Genomic DNA, 18,674 nt, shown 5'->3' with positions numbered 1-18,674 from the left:
CTCTAAGATTAAAAATATTTTATCGACACACTGTTGTATATTTTTTTTGACTTCATTTTCCCAAAAGTGGATGGGTATCCACCCCTTATCTACGAGTAAAATATCATTTTTTATATCACGATCCATATTTCGTTCAATTTTTCTAATCCAATATTCTTTATGTCGTCCTAAATTTTTTTTCTTTTGTTCCCAGTTATAACCATGCCAAAATTCCCCATCAATAAATATTGCAATTTTATATCTTGTTATAGCAATATCTGGAGATCCTGGAAGCTTCTTATAATTATATTTATAGCGCAATCCACTGTGCCATAGTGCTTTGGCAAGGATAACTTCATATTTGCCACGGCGACGTTTAACTTTTGACATCCGTTTAGAGACTTCTGGTAATGTATCAGAAAAGTCATATTTCATAACAGACTCTACCTCATAAAAGAGCCAGGGCCACACCGGCTACCACCAGATAGCGGCCCAGTTTGGCCAGCACCACCAGAAGCAGGAAGGAGGGCAGGGGCTCGCGCAAGGTACCGGCCACCAGGGTCAGGGGATCGCCGATGACGGGCATCCAGCTGCACAGCAGGGTCCAGCGGCCGTAACGGTGGTACCAGCCTTCGGCCTTGCGCAGGGACTCCGGCGAGAAGGGGAACCAGCGGCGATTCTGAAAGCGGGTGAGATAACGGCCCAGCCACCAGTTGACGGCCGAACCCGCGCTGTTGCCCAGGGCGGCCACGGTGATGAGGGCCCAGGCCGGTTCCCCGCTCTGCACCAGCAGGGTGCCCAGCAGCAGCTCCGACTGCGCGGGCAGCAGGGTGGCCGCCACCAGCGCGGTGAGGAACAGCCCGCCGTACAGGGCCAGCAAGGTCAGCATCCACGGGCCTCCTGCGGGACATATCTTTACGGTGAGCCCCTCAGGAGCCTACCGCTTGCCGTAAGGCCTCTGCGTCACCAAGGGGACGGACTGCGGCGCCATCGGCCAGTGTCGTACGGACTTTTCCTCGCGCTTCTTTTTCCAATGAGCGTCATGAGGAAGGAAGCAACGGGGAAAGGCGCTTGTTCCGGCTGTGGCCATAGCCCCCTCCCCCGAAGAGCTCCCAACACTATCCCGGCCTAGCGGCCGTCGTATTCCCAGATGACCTGACCGGTCTTTTCCACACCGTAGCCGCCCAGGGCGGCCACTTCCTTGCGGAAGGCCTCGGAGCGGATGACATCCAGCAGGGCGAGGATGCGTTCGTCCTCGGCATAGCGCTGCGGGATGACCAGATCGTATTCCTCCACGCCCACGGGCACGAAGTCCAGGCCCAGAGCGCAGGCGGCGGCGCGCACGGCCAGACCGGTATGGGCGCGGCCGGAAAGCACGGCGGCGGCCACGTTCATGTGCGTATATTCCTCGTCCTCATACCCGGCCAGCTGCTGCGGGCGGATGCCCAGCTGCTTCAGGCGGTAGTCCAGCAGCACGCGGGTGCCGCTGCCGCGCTGGCGGTTGATGAAGCGCACGTCCTCGCGGGCAAGGTCGGCGATGTCATGGATGCCCAGCGGGTTGCCGGGGGCCACGATAAGGCCCTGTTCGCGGTCCACCAGACGCACCAGCAGCATGGGCTCGCCCTTGAGGTTGTCGCGCAGGGCCTGACGGTTGTAGACGCCGTCGGCATCATTGAGCAGATGGCTGCCCGCCAGATGGCACTGGTGACGCTTGAGGGCCATGAGGCCGCCCAGCGAGCCCACATGGGCCGAGGCCAGACGGAAGCGCGGATGCTCGCGGCGCAGGAAGCTGTCGATGAGGTCCAGGGTGTTGTCGTGGCTGCCGATGGCCAGCAGGGTGCCTTCCACCTGCTGGCGGGGGCGCAGCAGCTGCACCTGCACGGGCTCGTCACGGCTGATGCCTTCACAGTCGCGGGCCACGCTGATGATGCCGTCGGCCCGGCTCAGGCTGGTGACGGTGCCCGCGCCGCGTGGCAGGGGCACGGCAAAGAAGGTGTCGTCCACCCGGCCCAGCTTGACGCGGATGCGTTCTTCCATGCCGGGGCGGGAGGGCAGCGGATTGACGGGCAGGGCCGTGACCGTTTCGCGGTGGGCCAGGCAGCGCTTCTGGAGCAGGGCCAGCAGGGGCTGGACGAACTCTTCCAGGGCCACGATGGCCGAGACGGGATAGCCCGGCGAGCCGATGATGGGCACGCCGCGCACCATGCCGAGGGCCGTGGGCTTGCCGGGCATGACGGCCACACCGTGGGTCAGCAGCTCGCCCTTGTGGGCGATGACGTCGGCGGAATAGTCATGGCTGCCCGCCGAGGAGCCGGCGTTGAGCAGCACCAGATCCGCGCCCTGGTCGATGGCCGCGTCGATGGCCGCGCTGATGGCTTCGGGATCGTCAGGCACGATGGGCAGAGTGAAGGCCTCGCCTCCGGCCTCCTGCACGATGGCCGAAAAGATGTAGGAGTTGAACTCCGGCAGGCAGCGGCCCGCGCACAGGTCTTCTTCGCGGGCCTCGGTGAGGGGCACGATCTCGGTGCCGCTGGGGATGATGCCCACGCGGGGCTTTTTGAACACCAGCGGTTCCAGCACGCCGCCCGCGGCCAGCGCGCCCAGCTCGTAGGGGCCGATGCAGACGCCGGGCGGCAGGATGATCTCGGACGCCACCATGTCCTCGCCCAGCTTGCGCACATGCTGCCAGGGGAAGGCGGCCTTTTCGATGACCACATGCTGCCCGTCGGGCTCGGTGTTGACGTTCTCCACCATGACCACGGCATTGGTGCCTGCGGGCAGGGGATGGCCGGTATTGATCCAGAACGCGTCGGTGCCGATGGTCAGGCGCAGGGGCCGCCGGGTGGAGGCGGTGAAGGTGGATTCGGCGTTGACGGCGATGCCGTCCATGGCCGCGCCGTGGAAGGCCGGGGAAGAGCGGCGCGCGGCCACGGGCTCGGCCAGCACGCGGTGCAGGGCCGCCGACAGGGGCACGCGCTCCGTGGCCAGCTCGCGGCCCTCGGCGCTGATGCGGTCCAGCCAGCCCTGGCGGGCGGCCTCCACGGTCTGCAAAGTCAGATAGGTATGACGTTCGCGTTTCATAAATATCTCCCAATATCTCGAATGGAGGCCGGAAGGGCTTCCCGCCGCATGACCGGAAGGTATTACATCCTCTCCGGTGTCGGCATGACATCTTTTCCCGTTCCTGCCTTGGAACGGGGCCGTCATTTCAAAAACGACAGGCGGTCAGTCCCTTTTATAAAGCGCATTGGGGGGAAGATGGGGGCACGGGGGAAGGAACCCCCTTTTTGCGCTAGTAAAAGGGGGTTCCTTCCCCCGAAAAGATCTGGATCTACGCCAGCAGCTCCACGCGTACGCGTTCCCCGGCGGTGAGGCCTTCGCGGTTCTCGGCGCAGATGACGAGGCCGTCGGCCTCCACCAGGCCGGAGACCACGCCGGAAGGCTTCATGAGCGGCTGGGCCAGCCAGTCCACATCGGAGCAGTCCAGTCCCTGGGGCAGCCAGGCAGCCTCGAGGGCCGCGGCGCTGGCGGGCACCAGTTTGACGCGGATGTAGTCGCGACGGCCCTGGGCCGAAGCCACGGCGCGGGTCAGGCGGGCGGTGAGGGAGGGGACGAGCCCGTCCCCGGCGCTGCCTTGCAGGTGTTCCAGCAGGGGCACGAGGAAGGCGCGGGCGCAGACCAGGGCGCTGCTCACATGGCCGGGCAGGCCCATGAGGCATTTGCCGCCGCTGCGGGCCAGGATGAAGGGCTTGCCGGGGCTGATGGCCACGCCGTGGGTCAGCAGCTCGCTGCCGGGCACGGAGGTGAAGACGTCCACGGTATGGTCGCGCATACCGGCGGAGGAACCGCCGGAGACCACCACCACGTCGGCCTCGTCCAGCGCGGCCAGCACCGTGCGGCGCAGGGCCTCGGCGTCGTCGCGCACCAGACCGGCCAGCGTCGGCTCGGCACCGGCACTGCGGCAAAGGGCGGCAAGGCTGTAGGAGTTGACGTCCCGCACCTGGCCGGGGCGGGGCTCGCTCCCGATGGGCACCACCTCGTCACCGGTGGAGATGATGGCCACCCGGGGCGCACGGCGTACGGCCACGTCCTTTTGTCCGAAGGAGGCCAGCAGACCGATCTCCTGCGGGCGCAGTTTGCGGCCCGCGGGGATGATGCAGTCACCGGCGGCGGCGTCCTCGTCACGCATGACCACGTGGTCACCGGGGGCCTGGGTGCGGGTGAGCTCCACCATGTTGCCGCCGGCCGGGCGGGAATATTCCACCATGACCACGCAATCCGCGCCCTCGGGCAGCATGCCGCCCGTGAGGATGCGCGCGCACTGGCCGGGCTGGAGGCTGATGTCCGGCACGGCGCCCATGGGGCAGTCGCCCACGCATTCCAGCAGGGCGGGGGAACCTTCCTGCGCGCCGAAGACATCACGGGCGCGCACGGCGAATCCGTCCACGGTGGAACGGTCGAAACCGGGCAGGTCGGCAGGGGCGTGCAGGGCTTCCGCCAGGCGGCGGCCCAGGGCATCCGTCAGGGGGACGGTCTCCGCGGGCAGGACGGGCAGGGCGCGCAGATGCCCCAGCACGGTCTCCACGGATTGCAGGGTCAAAAAGTTCTTCATGGCTTCTCCTTGTGCACCGGCGTGACGGGCCGGACGGCAGAAAAGCATACCGCAATGCCTGCCGGGTGCAAAGCCTTTGCTTCCTGCGGCACAGTGGAGAGAAAAGGGCGGCTGCGGGCCGTGCGGCCATCCCTGTGGGGAGAAGGAACGATGCAGGGGCATCGCCACGGCGGCAGGAGGCGGCATCCCGGGAGCGGCGGGGGAAAGCGGCCTGACGCAAGACACCGGGAACGCGGAGGCGAAGACTCCCTGAAGGGAGACCCGGCTGTGGCCGCATGGCGCTCTCCCCGTCATCCCTGCGGGGCGCTGGCTACAGTGTTTCCGTCTCCATGGCCGACCGGTACAGGCACAAGCGGGCGCACAGGCCGCCTTCCGGCCGGTTGTGCAGGCTCAGTTCCCCGCCGTTGCGGCAGGCCATGCTGCGGGCGATGCTCAGACCCAGGCCGCTGCCGCCGGTGTGGGGGCTGCGTGCCTCGTCCAGGCGGAAGAAGGGCTCGAAGACCTGTTCCAGCATGTCGGGGGGGATGCCCGGGCCGTCGTCCAGCACGTCGATCTGCAGGATATCGTCTTTTTCCCGGAGCTGGATGCGGACACTGCCGGAATAGCGCAGGGCGTTGTCCAGCAGGTTGGAGAGGCAGCGGCGGAAGCTGTTGGGGCGCACCGTCCAGGGGCGGGCGCAGCTGCCTTCGAGGCTGACGTCCTGTCCCATGTCCTGCCGGTCAGAGACCAGGCTGTCCAGCAGGGCGTTCATGTCCATGCGCGCGGCGACCTCGTCGCGGGCGCTGCCGCGGGTGAGCTCGGCACTATTGGCCATGATACCGGCCAGGATGTCGATGTCTCCCAGCAGCTTGGCCCGCAGGGGGGAGGCGGGGTCCATGCTCTCCACGCGCAGGCGGATGCGGGTCAGGGGGGTACGCAGGTCGTGGGCCACGGCGGCCAGGATGCGTTCGTGCTGGCCCACACCGGCGCGGATGCGCTCCTGCATCTTGTTGAAGGCCCGGGCGGCCTCGCGCACTTCGGTGGGCCCGTCTTCGGGCAAGGGGGCGGTGTAGAGGTTGCGGCCGAAACTCTCGGCCTTGCCGGAGAGCACCCGCAAGGGCCGCACCACGCGATGCACCACCACCAGGATGAGCAGGATCAGCAGGCCCGCTTCCAGCAGGAGCATGGTCAGGGAGGCCTGGCTGGGGGAGAAATCATAGGCATCGCTGCTGATGACCACGCACAGCCACTTGCCGTCGTCCAGGCGCACGCTCACCCGGCTTTCGTACACATGCGTCCAGGGCACATGGCGGCGCAGGGTGGGGTTCATGCTGTCGGCCACATGCACGCGCTGGACCTCGGTCAGCATCTCGCGGGTGTCCAGATCGGTCTCGATGCTGTTCAGGTTCTTGCGCAGGCGGTCGCGCAGGTACAGGGCGCGTTCGTCCTGGGCCTGGCGGACCGGATTGGGGGCATCGCTCAGGCTCAGGTGGACCACGTCCAGCCGCTCCAGCCGTTCCAGCAGGGAGCGCTTGTATTCGAACGGCTCGGAATGCAGGAGCTGGAGGGAGAGGGCCAGGCTGTTGGCCTGTTCCAGCAGGGCGGAGCGGGCCGTCTGCCGTTCTTCCACCAGCTGGACCGTGAACGTGGCCACGCCATGCAGGCAGAGGATGCCGCCGATGAGCATGCCCGCCAGCTGTGCGGAAAGCGTGGTGGATGTCAGGCTGCGCAGCAGACGGGCAAGGAGGGCGCGCATGCTACTTCCCGGGCATGATGGGGGCATCCACGGGCAGGGCCGGACGCACGAACTGCGGGCGCACGTCCGTGGCCAGCACATAGCCGTCGCCGCGGACGGTCTTGATGAGCTGGGGCTCGCGGCCGTTGTCGTGCAGGCGGGTGCGCAAGCGGCTGATCTGCACGTCGATGCTGCGGTCATAGGGCACGGCGTTGCGGCCCTGGGTGCGTTCCAGCAGCTCGTCGCGGCTGAGCACACGCTGGGGGTTTTGCAAAAAGATCTCCAGCAGGCGGTATTCCGTGCCGCTCAGGGAGACCACCACCCCGTCGGGCGCCACCAGATGGCGGGCGCTGCGGTCCAGCAGCCAGCCTGCGAACTGCAGGGGCGTGGTCTCGGGCTGGTCGCGGCGGGCGCTGCCTTCGGTGCGGCGCAGCACGGTACGGATGCGGGCCAGCAGCTCGCGGGGCTCGAAAGGCTTGCTCAGGTAGTCATCGGCGCCCAGCTCTAGGCCCACGATGCGGTCGGTGATGTCGCCCAGCGCGGTGAGGAAGATGACGGGCACCGTGGATTCGGCGCGCAGGGTACGGAACAGCTCCAGCCCGTTCATGCCGGGAAGCATGATGTCCATGACGATCAGGCTGCAGGGCACGCGGCGCTGGATCTCGAGGAACTCCGCCGCGTTCCCCGCCGTGCAGGTGGAAAAGCCGTTGCGACGCAGATAGTCGGAAAGCAAGGAGCGGATTTCCTCGTCGTCATCGACGATACAGATGGTATGGATCGTGTTCATGGTCCGCACTCTGGGGCTGAAGGGCAGGGTATTATGACAAAGTATGTCATACTTTTACTGTCATTTTGCAGTTCTGTATCAAAAACGACAGTAAAGATACGAACTTATCCATAATACCTGTACTCGCGCCAGGAGGCAACCGCCGGGGAGGGAGCAGGGGGCGTCAGCGGTCTGCCGGCAGGGGCAGCCCCGCCTCCAGACGCAGCAGGAAACGCTTGATGTCCAGACCGCCGCTGTAGCCGCCCAGGCCGCCACCGGCGGCGATGACCCTGTGGCAGGGGATGACGATCATCAGCGGGTTGCGGCCGTTGGCCTGGCCCACGGCACGGCAGGCACGCGGGCTGCCCACGGCCGCGGCCAGTTCGGCGTAGGAGCAGGTCCGTCCGTAGGGGATGTCCTGCAGGGCCCGCCAGACGCGCTGCTGGAAGGGCGTCCCCTGCGGGGCCAGCGGCAGGTCGAAGCGGCGCAGGCGGCCCGCAAAGTAGGCCGCCAGCTGTTCCCGGGCCTCGTGCAGCAGGGGGCTCGCCATGGGCTGTCCCGGCAGGGAGATGGCCTCGGGCGGGCAGTGGGCCGGGGAGGGGCATGTCCTGTCCAGGGCCACCAGATGCCCGTCCTTTTCCGTGAGCCAGAGCGGCCCCACGGGGCTTGCAAGACCGGCGACCGGCATCAGGCACGCTCCCCGGCGGCGTCGTCCCGCAGGCGCAGGGAGGCCAGCGCCCCCAGGGCCGCCACGGGCACCAGGCAGGCCATGGCCGTGCCCAGCCCGCCGAAATTGTCCGCGATCCAGCCCAGCAGGGGCATGGCCATGCCGCCCAGGGTCATGGGCAGGCCCAGGGTCACGCCCGAGGCGAAGCCCATGTTGCGGGCCAGCAGCTTCTGGCCCAGCACCACCATGGAGCTGAAGGGCGCGAACAGGCCCACGGCCAGCGGGGCCAGCAGCAGGGCCGCCAGCCACATGCTGTCCACCCAGGCGAAGGCCAGGGCCGCGGGCAGGGCCAGCCACCACGAAAGGCGGATGATGCGGGCATAGCCGATCCTGTCGGCCAGAAAGCCGCCCAGCACGTTGCTGCTGACGCCGCAGACGCAGAAGAAGGCCAGCATCATGGCGCCGAATTCCTTGCTCTGGCCGAAGACGTCATGCCAGTACATGGGGATGTAGGTATTGAAGCCCAGGAAAAGGATGGAGCGCGAGGCGATGACCAGGGTCAGCACGCCGAAGGCATGCCAGTCGTTGCGCGGTTCGGCCTGTCCTGCGGCGGCATTGCTCTGGGGGATCTGGCGCTGCCAGCCGCGCATCTGGAAAAAGAGGAACGAGGCCGTGCACAGGGCCAGCAGCAGGAACACGGCCGTGCCGTGCAGGCCCGCCACGAAGGTGGCCCCGGCCACCAGCAGCGGCCCCACCACGAAGCCGCTGTTGCCGCCCACGGAAAAGATGCTCATGCCCGCGCCCTTGCGGTTGCCGGAGACGAGGTTGGCATAGCGGGCCCCTTCGGGATGGAACAGGGCGCCGCCCACGCCGCAGAGCATGAGGGTGAGGAAGATGGCCCAGTAACTGTCCAGAAAACCCACCAGGCCCAGGCTGCCGCCCGCCAGCAGCACGGCCAGCGGTACGAACCAGGAACGGGCGTGTTTGTCGGCCAGATAGCCGAATACGGGCTGCACCAGGGAAGAGGTGGCCGAATAGGCGAACATCAGGGCGCCCGCAGCCTGATAGTTGAAGCCGTGGGCCGCGGCCAGATAGGGCATCAGCGAGGGCAGCGCGCCGCCGTTGAGGTCGCAGCTGAGGTGCCCCAGGGAAATGAGCAGTATTTTGCGAAGGTCCATGCCTGTCTCCTGCGGAAAGCTTGAGGCATGGGCATAGCGGGCAGGGCAGGCGGCGTCAAGGGAGGCGGACACGAAAAAGGGCCGCCCGAAGGCGGCCCGGAAAGACAGGTAGGACACGATGCCTAGCGGCGCGGGGGCTGCTTGGCTTCCATGCTGTAGCGGTAGATCTCGTGGACTTCCTCGGTGTAGCCGGGGTAGAAGCCCTTGCCCATGCCCAGCACGATGCGGGCGCCACGGTTCATGTGCACCAGCAGGTCGCCGGTGGAGGGATCCACGCACAGACCTTCGATCTCGCCCTGCTTGATGGCTTCGTCGAAGACCTTTTCCATGTACACATGGGCGTTGCTGTCCGAGGTGATGTCGATGCGGTACAGGTGGTCGGGCTCGTTGTCGTCGGCGGTGCCGTCGTCAGCGGTCATGAACAGGGAGCCGTTGTAGTAGAACACGCCCTGCACCCACTGCGGCACGGGCTGCAGATGCACCTTGCGCAGGTAGTTGCCCTTGAGGTCGTATTCATACAGATGACGGCCGCTTTCTTCGCCCACCCAGGAGCACATCCACACGGTCTTCTTGACCGGGTCCACGGTGATGCCGGACACTTCTTCCTGGCCGGACTTGGGCTCGAACTTGAACGTGCGCTTGAATTTCAGGGTGTTGGCGTCATGGATGGCGATCTGGATGTCCTTGCCCACGCCGTCCATGAAATTTTCGGCGCCCACATAGATCTCGCCGTTGTAGACGTCGATGTCACCGATGTGGTTGGAGGGGATGGAGTAGCCTTCGAAGGGATTTTTGTTCTCGGCCACCAGTTTGCCGTTCATGTCGTACTTGTACAGGGCCTTGCTGCAGCTCACATAGATGAATTTGCCGTCGCAGGCCACGCCCTGGCGACCGGCCACGGGCATGACGCTTTTCAGGGTGTAGGTGTACTTGGCACCGGGAAGGGGCTTGGCCTGGGCGGCGGGCAGGGCCACGCACAGAGCGCAAAGCATTGCCAGGGAAGCGAACAAACCTTTCATCTCATCTTCCTCCTTCTTTGGACCGGGTCATTGACGGTCCTTTTTCCCCTAGTAGCGCGCTAAGAGAAAAAGGGCAACGGGGGAAGACGGGCTCCGTGAAAATGTCACAGAATGACACAATGGCGTCATGTGGCGGGGGGGGAGAAAAACGGCGGGAGCCGAAAACGAAAAAAGGGTCTGCGTTTCCGCAAACCCTGATTTCCTTTTTGGTGGAGCTGAGGAGAATTGAACTCCTGACCTCTTGAATGCCATTCAAGCGCTCTCCCAACTGAGCTACAGCCCCTCGGCAGAAATGCATACTGCCCAAAAAGCCCTTGGCTGTCAACGAAAAAATCAAAAAAAGTGATTTTTCTTTTTTATCCTTTTATCTCAATAAATTACATAAGAAGCGCACAGCGTTTGCCCCGGCAACAGGGGTGTCCGGGCCACCATGGGCCGTCAGCGGACTATACCAGTTCCGTGGGCAGACCGGCCCGCAAACAGGCCTGTGCCCAGGCTGCCTGCCCCAGAGAGATGCCGCCGTCACCGGGCGGCACTTCCTGCTGGCACAAGGGGGTGAGGCCGTGCGCCGCGAGCAGCAGCGGCAGCAGGCGGGCCAGCAGGGCGTTCTGCATGACGCCGCCGGAAAGGCCCACCACGCGCACGCCCGTGGCCCCGGCGGCCCTGGCGGCCAGGGCCGTGAAGCCCTGCGCCAGCTGCCAGTGGAAACGGGCGGCCAGGTCTTCCACGGGCAGGCGGTCGCGCCGGGCCAGCACGGCGGCGAACAGGGCCGTGCCGTCCAGTTGTAAAAGGCCGTCCTCTTCCGTCAGGGGCAGGGCGGGCAGCAGCTCGTGCTCCGGCTGCGGGGCCCGCAGCTCTTCCGCCCGCATGCGCCACCATTGTCCCGGCAGGGCGCTGCGGGCGGCGGCGTCTTCCAGACGGATGGCGGCCTGTCCTTCATAGGTGATGTGCGTACACAGGCCCAGCGCGGCGGATACGGCGTCGAACAGGCGTCCGGCGCTGGACGTGGGCGGGCAGTTGAGGCCCCGGCGCCACATCTCGCTGACCGCCGTGACGGCCATGGCCTGCGGCGCACGGCGGACATCGTCCCCGTCGTCAGCGCAGTCCGCCCAGATCCCGGTCAGGGCTTCGGGGGCCAGACCGCTCTGCAGGGCCAGGCCCAGGGCGATGCGCCAAGGCTCGCGGATGGCGGCCTCCCCGCCGGGCAGACGGAAGGGCGCCAGACGGCCCAGACGCTGCCAGCGGGGCGCATCCAGTTCCATGAACAGCAGCTCTCCGCCCCAGATGCTCTTGTCCGTGCCCAGGCCGGTGCCGTCCAGCGTCAGGGCCAGGGCCGGGCCGGTGTGGCCGTGCTCGGTGAGCACGGAGGCCGCGTGCGCGGCATGGTGCTGCAGATGCCAGAGGGGCAGGCCCTCGCGCCGGGCCAGTTCCGTGGCATGGCGGGTGGAGAGGAAATCCGGGTGCAGGTCGCAGACCACGGCGGCGGGCCGCACCTCCAGCAGATCCTGCAGGTGGCGGGCCACTTCCTCATAAAAACCGAAGGTGGGGGCGTTCTCCAGATCGCCCACATGCTGGCTGACGAAGGCCTCGTTGCCGCGCGTCAGGCAGAGCGTGGCCTTGAGCTCGCCGCCCGTGCCCAGCACGCAGGGCAGATCCGTGCCCCAGGCTTCGGGCAGCATCACCGGGCGGGGCACATAGCCGCGTGCCCGGCGGTAGAAAAAGGGCGCCGCGGCGGGTTTTTCCCCGTCGGCGGGCAGGGGACGCACACCGGCCACGCTGTCGTCCACGCGCACCAGGATGTCACGGTCGTGCAGCAGCCAGGCATCGGCCAGATGCGCCAGACGGCGCAGGGCCTCGCGGTTGCCCAGGCAGATGGGCTCGCCGCTGGCATTGGCCGAGGTCATGACCAGCACGGGCGCGGGCTCTCCGGCCGTAGCGGTCAGGCGGACAAGCTCGTCGAAAAGGACGGCATGCAGGGGCGTGTAAGGCAGCATGAGGCCGATACCGGCGGTATCCGGCGCGATGGCGGGGGGCAGGCAGCCCTTGCGGGCCGGGCAGAGCACGATGGGCTTTTCCGGGCAAAGCAGCAGGGCCTCGTGTTCCGGGGCAAGGTCGCACAGCTCCCGTGCCGTGGCCAGATCCGGCACCATCAGGGCCAGCGGCTTGTGCGGGCGCCGCTTGCGCAGGCGCAGCAGGGCCACGCTGCGGGCGGAGCGGGCGTCACAGGCCAGCTGGAAGCCGCCCAGGCCCTTGAGGGCCAGCAGGTGGCCCTCCCGCAGCAGGGCGGCCGCCCGTGCCACGGCATCCCGCATGGATGCTTCCGACGGCAGGGTCTCCGGGCCGGGCCAGTTTGCCGGGGCGCTGTCCGGGGGCAGGGTGCCGCCGGGCGGGAGCAGCGGGTTGTCCACCAGCCACAGGCGCGGCCCGCATTGCGGGCAGGCCACGGGCTGGGCATGGAAACGGCGGTCCAGAGGGTCGCGGTATTCGGCCTCGCAGCGGGGGCAGAAGGGGAAGCAGGCCATGCTGGTGGTGGCGCGGTCGTAGGGGATGGACCGGGTGATGGTGTAGCGCGGCCCGCAGTTGGTGCAATTGGTGAAGGCATAGCCGAAGCGCGGATTGCCGGGCGTGTGCATGTCGCGCAGGCAGTCCTCGCAGATGCCCACATCGGGGCTGACCAGCACGCTGTGGCCGGCATGGCCGTGGCTGGCCACGATGACGAATTCCGTCTCGCCGTCCACGGGGGGCAGCTCCGTGATCTCCAGCCGGGTGAGCCGGGCCAGGGGCGGCAGCTCCCGGCGCAGACGCACGGCAAAGGTATCCACCTGTTCCGGGGGCCCCTGCACCTCGATGCGCACCCCGTCCGAAGTGTTGCCCACGCTGCCGGAAAGGCCGCCTTCCACGGCCAGCCTGTAGATGAAGGGGCGGAAGCCCACGCCCTGGACCTGTCCTGCGGCCAGCAAGGCCGTACGTTTGTGCTGTATCATGGGACGAGCCTAGCGTTTTTTCGACGTTTGCGCTACGCACGGACTGCCGCCTTGCGGGGCCATAAGACTTTATGATATTTTTCAGAACACTTTTTACCCTTGGTTTTTCTGCACAGACTGCAACAGGAGACAGACATGGCCGGAAAAAGCAGTGTCGGAAAGCGCATCCGCACGTTCCGCGAGGAAAGGAACGTGGATCTTGAGACCCTCTCACAGAATACGGGACTGACCGTCAATTTTCTGGAACGCATGGAAAATGACGAGATATATCCCACCATCGGCCCCCTGCAGAAGGTGGCCCGCTCGCTGGGCGTCCGTCTGGGCACCTTCCTGGATGACCAGTTCACCCGCGATCCCATCATTTCCCGCATAGCCCAGCTGGGCAGCGTGGACCCCGCCATGCACACCGGCCGCACCCCCCGTTCCAGCTACATCTATCAGGCGCTGGGCAAGGGCAAGAGCGACCGCAACATGGAGCCTTTTTTCATCGAGATCTATCCCGACAAGGACGAAGAGCGGAAGACCATCTCGCACCAGGGCGAGGAATTCATCCTGGTACTCAAGGGCGAGCTGATGGTGGTCTACGGCCGCGAGACCTATTACCTGAAGGCCGGCGAGACCATCTATTACAACTCCATCGTGCCCCATTACGTGGGCGCGCACGGCGACGACCCGGCCCAGCTGCTGGCTGTGACCTACACGCCGTAGTCTCCCGTCGTTCCCCGGCCCTTTTGCGTACACAGCCCGCGCTCCCGCGCGGTATATGAGGATGATCCATGGACGAGAAAGTGCGCCAGCGCCAGGCGCTGTTCGAACTGCGTGAAAAGACCCTTGGCCAGATCCTGGACGAGACGGTGGCCCGCATCCCCGACAAGGAAGCCATCGTCTATGCCGACCGCAACTACCGCCAGACCTGGCGCGAGTTTGCCGATACCGTCGATCTGTTCGCCAAAGGACTCATGGCGCTAGGCGTGCAGAAAGGGGAAAAGGTGGCCGTCTGGGCCAGCAACGTGCCCTACTGGGTGACCTTGCAGTTCGCCACGGCCAAGATCGGGGCCATCCTGATCACGGTCAACACCAACTATCGCGAACACGAGCTCGAATACCTGCTCAACCAGTCGGAGTGCGAGAACATCTTCATCATGGACAGCCTGCGCGACCATGATTACATCGACACGCTCTACACTCTGGCCCCCGAGCTGCGCTACCAGAGCCGCGACCGGCTCAGCTTCGCGCGCCTGCCGCATCTGCGGCGCGTCTGTTTCCTGGGCGCGGAGAAGCATCGCGGCATGTATTCCGTGCCCGAGATCCTGTCCATGTCCATCATGACCGATGATGCCGAGTACCAGGCCCGGCAGGACAGCCTGGACCCCTGGGACGCCATCAACATGCAGTATACCTCCGGCACCACGGGCTTCCCCAAGGGCGTCATGCTGACCCATGTGGGCGTGGGCCTCAACGGCTACTGGATCGGCCGCAACCAGCGCTTCACCGACGAGGACCGCGTCTGCCTGCCCGTGCCGCTTTTCCACTGCTTCGGCTGCGTGCTGGGGGTCTCGGCCTGCGTCAACCACGGGGCCTGCATGGTCATCCTCGAAGCCTACAACCCCCTGCATGTGCTGGCCGCCGTGGACAGCGAGCGCTGCACGGCCCTGTACGGCGTGCCCACCATGTTCCTGGCCGAACTGGAACACAAGATGTTCAAGCGCTTCGACGTCTCCAGCCTGCGCACGGGCATCATGGCCGGTTCCGTCTGCCCCGAGCCGCTCATGCGGCGCGTGGTGGAAGACATGTACATGAAGGACATCACCATCTGTTACGGCCTGACCGAGGGCTCGCCGGTGATGACCCAGTCCGACCCCGACGACCCCCTGCACCTGCGCTGCGAGACCGTGGGCTGCGCCATGCCCGGCATCGAGGTGCGCATCGGCGACCCCGAGACCTGCGAGGAACTGCCGCGCGGCGAAGTGGGCGAGATCCTGTGCCGCGGCTACAACGTCATGAAGGGCTACTACAATATGCCCGAAGAGACGGCCCGCACCATCAGCCCTGACGGCTGGCTGCATTCCGGCGACCTGGGCACCATGGACGAGGACGGCTACGTGCGCGTCACCGGCCGCATCAAGGACATGATCATCCGCGGCGGCGAGAACGTCTACCCGCGCGAGATCGAGGAATTCCTCATGGGCATGCCCGGCGTGCTGGACATCCAGGTGGTGGCCGTGCCCAGCCGCAAATATGGCGAGGAAGTGGGCGCCTTCATCATCGCCCGGCCCGACGTGCCCGTGGCACCCGAAGACGTGCGCGCCTTCTGCCGCGGCAAGATCGCCTGGTACAAGATCCCGCGCTACATCGCCGTGGTGGACGGCTTCCCCCTGACCGCCAGCGGCAAGATCCAGAAATTCAAGCTGCGCGAGATGGCCGCCGAGCGCTGGCCCGAAGCCATGGCCGAGCCGGACTCCAAGACCGCCAAATAGCGCACATCTGTCTGCCATGAAAAAAGCCCCTTTCCCGTCGGGAAAGGGGCTTTTGACGTTTTGCGGAGGAGCCGGAGGCTACTTGCGGCTCAGGCCCAGGCGGGCCACCACGGCATCGGCGCCCATGCGGGCGAAGGTGGCCACGTCCTTGCCTTCGCGGGCGCTTTCGGGCAGCAGCAGTTCGGGCTTGTTGGAAAGCTCGGCCTGGGGCTTGACGCCGTAGGCTTCGGGGAAGCTGTCGTTGAAGTACATGTCCTGGAAGCCGGAGAACTTGAGGGCGTGGGCCGTGGCGTCCAGCACGGCGTGCTCGTCATCGCCCACCAGGCCCAGCGCACGGGCGTTGACCAGACCGGCCAGGCATTCGCCGCCCTGGGTGCAGGCGATGTGGCCGTGACGGTTGGCCACGATCATGGCGTCCATGATCTGCTGTTCGGTCACCTGCACCACCTGGAAGGCCTTTTCGCCGCCCTTTTCGATGAACTTCTCGGCCAGGCGCTGCACGCGCGGGAAGGAGACCGGGTTGCCGATCATGGCGGCCTGGGCCACGCTGGGGGTGACGGTCACGGGCTGCCACACGCGGGCGTCCTTGGGCGCGGCATAGTAGCGGTACACGGGGTCGGCGTGTTCGCTCTGCACGCCGAAGACGCGCGGCAGGCTGGTGATGATGCCCAGTTCCAGCATCTTGAGGAAGCCGGACATGACGGCCGTGATGTTGCCCGCGTTGCCGATGGGCACGAAGATGCACAGGCCGGACACGTCCCAGCCGTACCACTGGGCCACTTCATAGGCGTAGGATTCCTGGCCCAGGATGCGCCAGCTGTTCTTGGAGTTGAGCAGGGCCACGCGGTAATTCTCGGCCAGATGCTCCACCACCTTCATGCAGTCGTCGAACACGCCGGGCAGTTCCAGCACCGTGGCGCCGCTGCCCAGGGGCTGGGAGAGCTGCTGCGGGGTCACCTTGCCGTGGGGCAGCAGCACCACGCTCTTGAGGGGCGCGCCCACATAGGAGGCGTACAGGGCCGCGGCGGCGGAGGTATCACCGGTGGAGGCGCAGACGGTCAGCACCTCGTCCCACTGGTGGCGGCGGCAGAGCCATTTCAGATAGCTGAACGCACAGGCCATGCCGCGGTCCTTGAAGGAGGCGCTGGGGTTCTGGCCGTCGTTCTTGTAGGCAAAGGGCACGCCCACACGGTCGCGCAGGGCCGGAGCGGCTTCCACGATGGGGGTCAGGCCTTCGCCCAGGTAGACGATGTCTTCCTCGTCCAGCAGGGGCGCCAGCAGTTCATAATAACGGAAGATGCCGCGCAGGGCCGTGCTGCGGGTGGAGGCACGGCGGTCGAAGATCTCGCGCCATTCCGCGCCGCTGCGCTGTTTCAGTTCGTCGAACTTGGTGTTTTCCAGCAGGAACACGCCGCCGCAGGACGGGCAGGTGTAGAGCAGGCTGTCACCGGGGTAACGCTGGCCGCAGTGCAGGCACACATATTCCATCTGACCGCGATAGGCGGGAAAATCACTCTGGCACACGGGATAATCTCCTTGCAGGGACAGGATGAGGAAAGGAGTTTTTTACCATCCTCTCCCGTGACTTGTCGAGAGGGCAGGCAGGGAAGGGGGAGGCGCGGGCGGCGTTTTTCCGGGGGAGGGGAGGCCCTTTTGCCCATGCGAAAAGGGCCTCCCCTCCCCCGGGCCCCCACCCCTCCCCAAACGCATTTTATCCGGGTGGATGGCGTCCGGCGTGGCATGATGGCCGTGCCCCGCTGCCGGTCCCCCGGCAGGAAGGGCAAAAGAGTCTGGCCGGTATGAAAAATGAAAACGGAGGAGCTCCTGCTGGAGCCCCTCCGTTGAGGGATGGCTGCTCCCGCTTGGCGGGTCAGCTGGGCATTCATCGGAGCGCTTTTTGCCGGGAGGGCAGACCTCCTTCAAATAAAGCGCGCTGGGGAAAGGGGCCTCTCGCGCTAGGCGTGACCGTATGGCGGCCTGAAGGGCCGTGCCCGTTGCGACGAAGGAAGCTACGGGCATCGACAGCAACGCGAGGGGTTCCCCCTCCCCTCAAGAAACATCCTCTACCGCAGCTGGGACAGGGCGTCGCCGATGCGCTGCAGGGCGTCGCGCAGGGTGTCGTCGCTGACGGCGTAGGAGAAGCGGATGCAGTTGTCGTCACCGAAGGCGGCGCCGGGCACCACGGCCACGCGGGCCTTGTCCAGCAGCCAGGTGCAGAGCTCGGTGGAGTTCTTGACCGTGCCGCCGAAGCACTTGCGCACATCCACGAACAGGTAGAAGGCACCGTCCGGGCAGGGGCAGGAGGCGAAATCCCAGCCGTTGATGATGTCCATGGCCAGGTCGCGGCGACGCTGGAAGGCGTTGCGCATCTCGCCCAGGAAATCCAGGGGACCGGTAAGGCCGGCCAGGGCGGCCTTTTGCGAGATGGAGCAGATGTTGGACGTGCAGTGGCCCTGCATGCTGGACATCTTTTTGATGATCTCGGGGTGGGCCACCACATAGCCCACGCGCCAGCCGGTCATGGCAAAGCTCTTGGAAACGCCGTTGAGGATGGCCACTTTTTCGGGATTCTTGGCAAAGTGGTGCACGGCGCTGGCCATCTTGGCCGGAGCGAAGACCAGCTGGTCATAGATCTCGTCGGTCAGCACGTAGACGTCGCGGCTGTCGGCCCAGTCCAGGATGGCGGCCAGTTCTTCGGCATTGTAGACGGCACCAGTGGGGTTGCTGGGCGTGTTGAGCACCAGCAGCTTGGTCTTGTCGGTGCACTTGGCATCCAGCATCTCGGGCGTGACCTTGAAGCCCTGTTCCAGCGAGGCCTGCACAATGACGGGCACGCCGCCGGCCAGCTGGATGGTGTAGGGATAGCTGACCCAGTAGGGGGCGGGCAGCAGCACTTCGTCACCGGGGTTGATGGAGGCCTGCATGAAGTTGTACAGGGCATGCTTGCCGCCGGCGGAAACGATGGTGCATTCGGGGGCGATGTCCTCGCCGTAGAATTTTTTGAAGTAACCGCCCACCGCGGCCCGCAGCTCGGGGATGCCGGGCACGGCCGTGTAGCGGCAGAAATTGGCGTCGATGGCGGCCTTGGCGGCCTCACAGATATGCTTGGGGGTGGGGAAGTCCGGCTCGCCCACGGCCAGGCTGGTGACTTGTATGCCCTGGGCCCGCAACTCCATGGCGCGGGTGTTGACGCTGAGGGTCAGCGAGGGCTTCATGGTGCGCACACGTTCGGAAATCTGCATAGGGTGCTCCTTGCCTGGAATAGGAGTGGCCGGACT

Annotated in this window: 14 protein-coding genes and 1 tRNA gene; 2 read left to right on the top strand and 13 right to left on the bottom strand. The window is 65.8% G+C overall.

What is annotated here, in order from left to right; genetic code table 11:
- The 11 genes from ACQRCJ_RS06240 to hypF all read right to left on the bottom strand — a co-directional run.
- A partial coding sequence (locus ACQRCJ_RS06240) for a very short patch repair endonuclease (RefSeq protein ID WP_427799492.1) occupies window positions 1–414 on the bottom strand: 414 nt, incomplete at its 3' end.
- Window positions 415–427: 13 nt separating this feature from the next.
- Complete coding sequence (locus ACQRCJ_RS06235; RefSeq protein WP_427799491.1) at window positions 428–868, bottom strand: YqaA family protein; 441 nt, start codon at window positions 866–868, stop codon at window positions 428–430.
- A 239-nt stretch (window positions 869–1,107) separates the two neighbouring features.
- Window positions 1,108–3,060 carry a molybdopterin biosynthesis protein gene (locus tag ACQRCJ_RS06230; RefSeq protein ID WP_304049281.1) on the bottom strand — a complete coding sequence of 651 codons (1,953 nt, stop codon included), beginning with the start codon at window positions 3,058–3,060 and terminating at the stop codon, window positions 1,108–1,110.
- Between the two features lie 250 nt (window positions 3,061–3,310).
- On the bottom strand, window positions 3,311–4,591 hold the full coding sequence (locus ACQRCJ_RS06225; RefSeq protein WP_427799490.1) for a molybdopterin molybdotransferase MoeA: 1,281 nt from the start codon (window positions 4,589–4,591) through the stop codon (window positions 3,311–3,313).
- Between the two features lie 310 nt (window positions 4,592–4,901).
- Complete coding sequence (locus tag ACQRCJ_RS06220) at window positions 4,902–6,326, bottom strand: ATP-binding protein (protein ID WP_427799489.1); 1,425 nt, start codon at window positions 6,324–6,326, stop codon at window positions 4,902–4,904.
- A 1-nt stretch (window position 6,327) separates the two neighbouring features.
- The gene (locus ACQRCJ_RS06215) at window positions 6,328–7,092 is read right to left on the bottom strand and encodes a response regulator transcription factor (protein ID WP_427799488.1); all 765 of its coding nucleotides are present in this window, start codon (window positions 7,090–7,092) and stop codon (window positions 6,328–6,330) included.
- A gap of 163 nt (window positions 7,093–7,255) precedes the next feature.
- Window positions 7,256–7,759 (bottom strand): methylated-DNA--[protein]-cysteine S-methyltransferase, encoded by a 504-nt coding sequence (locus ACQRCJ_RS06210; RefSeq protein ID WP_427799487.1) that lies wholly within the window; start codon window positions 7,757–7,759, stop codon window positions 7,256–7,258.
- Window positions 7,759–8,916, bottom strand: coding sequence for an MFS transporter (locus ACQRCJ_RS06205; RefSeq protein WP_168936051.1), 1,158 nt, complete (start codon window positions 8,914–8,916; stop codon window positions 7,759–7,761). The genes ACQRCJ_RS06210 and ACQRCJ_RS06205 overlap by 1 nt, the downstream gene beginning before the upstream one ends.
- A gap of 122 nt (window positions 8,917–9,038) precedes the next feature.
- The gene (locus ACQRCJ_RS06200; RefSeq protein ID WP_204675256.1) at window positions 9,039–9,935 is read right to left on the bottom strand and encodes a hypothetical protein; all 897 of its coding nucleotides are present in this window, start codon (window positions 9,933–9,935) and stop codon (window positions 9,039–9,041) included.
- Window positions 9,936–10,142: 207 nt separating this feature from the next.
- A tRNA-Ala gene (locus ACQRCJ_RS06195) sits at window positions 10,143–10,218 on the bottom strand.
- 163 nt (window positions 10,219–10,381) lie between these two features.
- A complete protein-coding gene (gene hypF, locus ACQRCJ_RS06190; protein ID WP_427799486.1) occupies window positions 10,382–12,919 on the bottom strand; it encodes a carbamoyltransferase HypF in 2,538 nt (845 codons plus the stop codon).
- 135 nt (window positions 12,920–13,054) lie between these two features.
- Between hypF and ACQRCJ_RS06185 the strand changes: the two genes are divergently transcribed.
- Together ACQRCJ_RS06185 and ACQRCJ_RS06180 are read left to right on the top strand one after the other, a co-directional pair.
- Window positions 13,055–13,627 (top strand): cupin domain-containing protein, encoded by a 573-nt coding sequence (locus ACQRCJ_RS06185; protein ID WP_320861411.1) that lies wholly within the window; start codon window positions 13,055–13,057, stop codon window positions 13,625–13,627.
- Window positions 13,628–13,695: 68 nt separating this feature from the next.
- Window positions 13,696–15,396 (top strand): AMP-binding protein, encoded by a 1,701-nt coding sequence (locus ACQRCJ_RS06180; protein WP_427799485.1) that lies wholly within the window; start codon window positions 13,696–13,698, stop codon window positions 15,394–15,396.
- Window positions 15,397–15,474: 78 nt separating this feature from the next.
- Here the strand turns inward: ACQRCJ_RS06180 and thrC are convergent, their stop codons facing one another.
- Together thrC and ACQRCJ_RS06170 are read right to left on the bottom strand one after the other, a co-directional pair.
- The gene (gene thrC / locus ACQRCJ_RS06175; RefSeq protein WP_204626585.1) at window positions 15,475–16,884 is read right to left on the bottom strand and encodes a threonine synthase; all 1,410 of its coding nucleotides are present in this window, start codon (window positions 16,882–16,884) and stop codon (window positions 15,475–15,477) included.
- 575 nt (window positions 16,885–17,459) lie between these two features.
- Complete coding sequence (locus ACQRCJ_RS06170) at window positions 17,460–18,638, bottom strand: pyridoxal phosphate-dependent aminotransferase (protein WP_168935023.1); 1,179 nt, start codon at window positions 18,636–18,638, stop codon at window positions 17,460–17,462.
- Window positions 18,639–18,674: the final 36 nt, after the last annotated feature.

This window comes from Desulfovibrio sp. SGI.102, assembly GCF_050314315.1.
Classification (GTDB): Bacteria; Desulfobacterota; Desulfovibrionia; order Desulfovibrionales; family Desulfovibrionaceae; genus Desulfovibrio.
This window is presented reverse-complemented; position numbering and strand designations above follow the sequence as displayed.

Bases quoted from the DNA above. Each gene is read 5' to 3' on its own strand.
- ACQRCJ_RS06170 (WP_168935023.1), bottom strand. From the start codon at position 18,638: ATGCAGATTTCCGAACGTGTGCGCACCATGAAGCCCTCGCTGACCCTC.
- ACQRCJ_RS06225 (WP_427799490.1), bottom strand. From the start codon at position 4,591: ATGAAGAACTTTTTGACCCTGCAATCCGTGGAGACCGTGCTGGGGCAT.
- thrC (WP_204626585.1), bottom strand. From the start codon at position 16,884: ATGGAATATGTGTGCCTGCACTGCGGCCAGCGTTACCCCGGTGACAGC.
- hypF (WP_427799486.1), bottom strand. From the start codon at position 12,919: ATGATACAGCACAAACGTACGGCCTTGCTGGCCGCAGGACAGGTCCAG.
- ACQRCJ_RS06180 (WP_427799485.1), top strand. From the start codon at position 13,696: ATGGACGAGAAAGTGCGCCAGCGCCAGGCGCTGTTCGAACTGCGTGAA.
- ACQRCJ_RS06200 (WP_204675256.1), bottom strand. From the start codon at position 9,935: ATGAAAGGTTTGTTCGCTTCCCTGGCAATGCTTTGCGCTCTGTGCGTG.
- ACQRCJ_RS06230 (WP_304049281.1), bottom strand. From the start codon at position 3,060: ATGAAACGCGAACGTCATACCTATCTGACTTTGCAGACCGTGGAGGCC.
- ACQRCJ_RS06235 (WP_427799491.1), bottom strand. From the start codon at position 868: ATGCTGACCTTGCTGGCCCTGTACGGCGGGCTGTTCCTCACCGCGCTG.
- ACQRCJ_RS06210 (WP_427799487.1), bottom strand. From the start codon at position 7,759: ATGCCGGTCGCCGGTCTTGCAAGCCCCGTGGGGCCGCTCTGGCTCACG.
- ACQRCJ_RS06185 (WP_320861411.1), top strand. From the start codon at position 13,055: ATGGCCGGAAAAAGCAGTGTCGGAAAGCGCATCCGCACGTTCCGCGAG.
- ACQRCJ_RS06215 (WP_427799488.1), bottom strand. From the start codon at position 7,092: ATGAACACGATCCATACCATCTGTATCGTCGATGACGACGAGGAAATC.
- ACQRCJ_RS06205 (WP_168936051.1), bottom strand. From the start codon at position 8,916: ATGGACCTTCGCAAAATACTGCTCATTTCCCTGGGGCACCTCAGCTGC.
- ACQRCJ_RS06220 (WP_427799489.1), bottom strand. From the start codon at position 6,326: ATGCGCGCCCTCCTTGCCCGTCTGCTGCGCAGCCTGACATCCACCACG.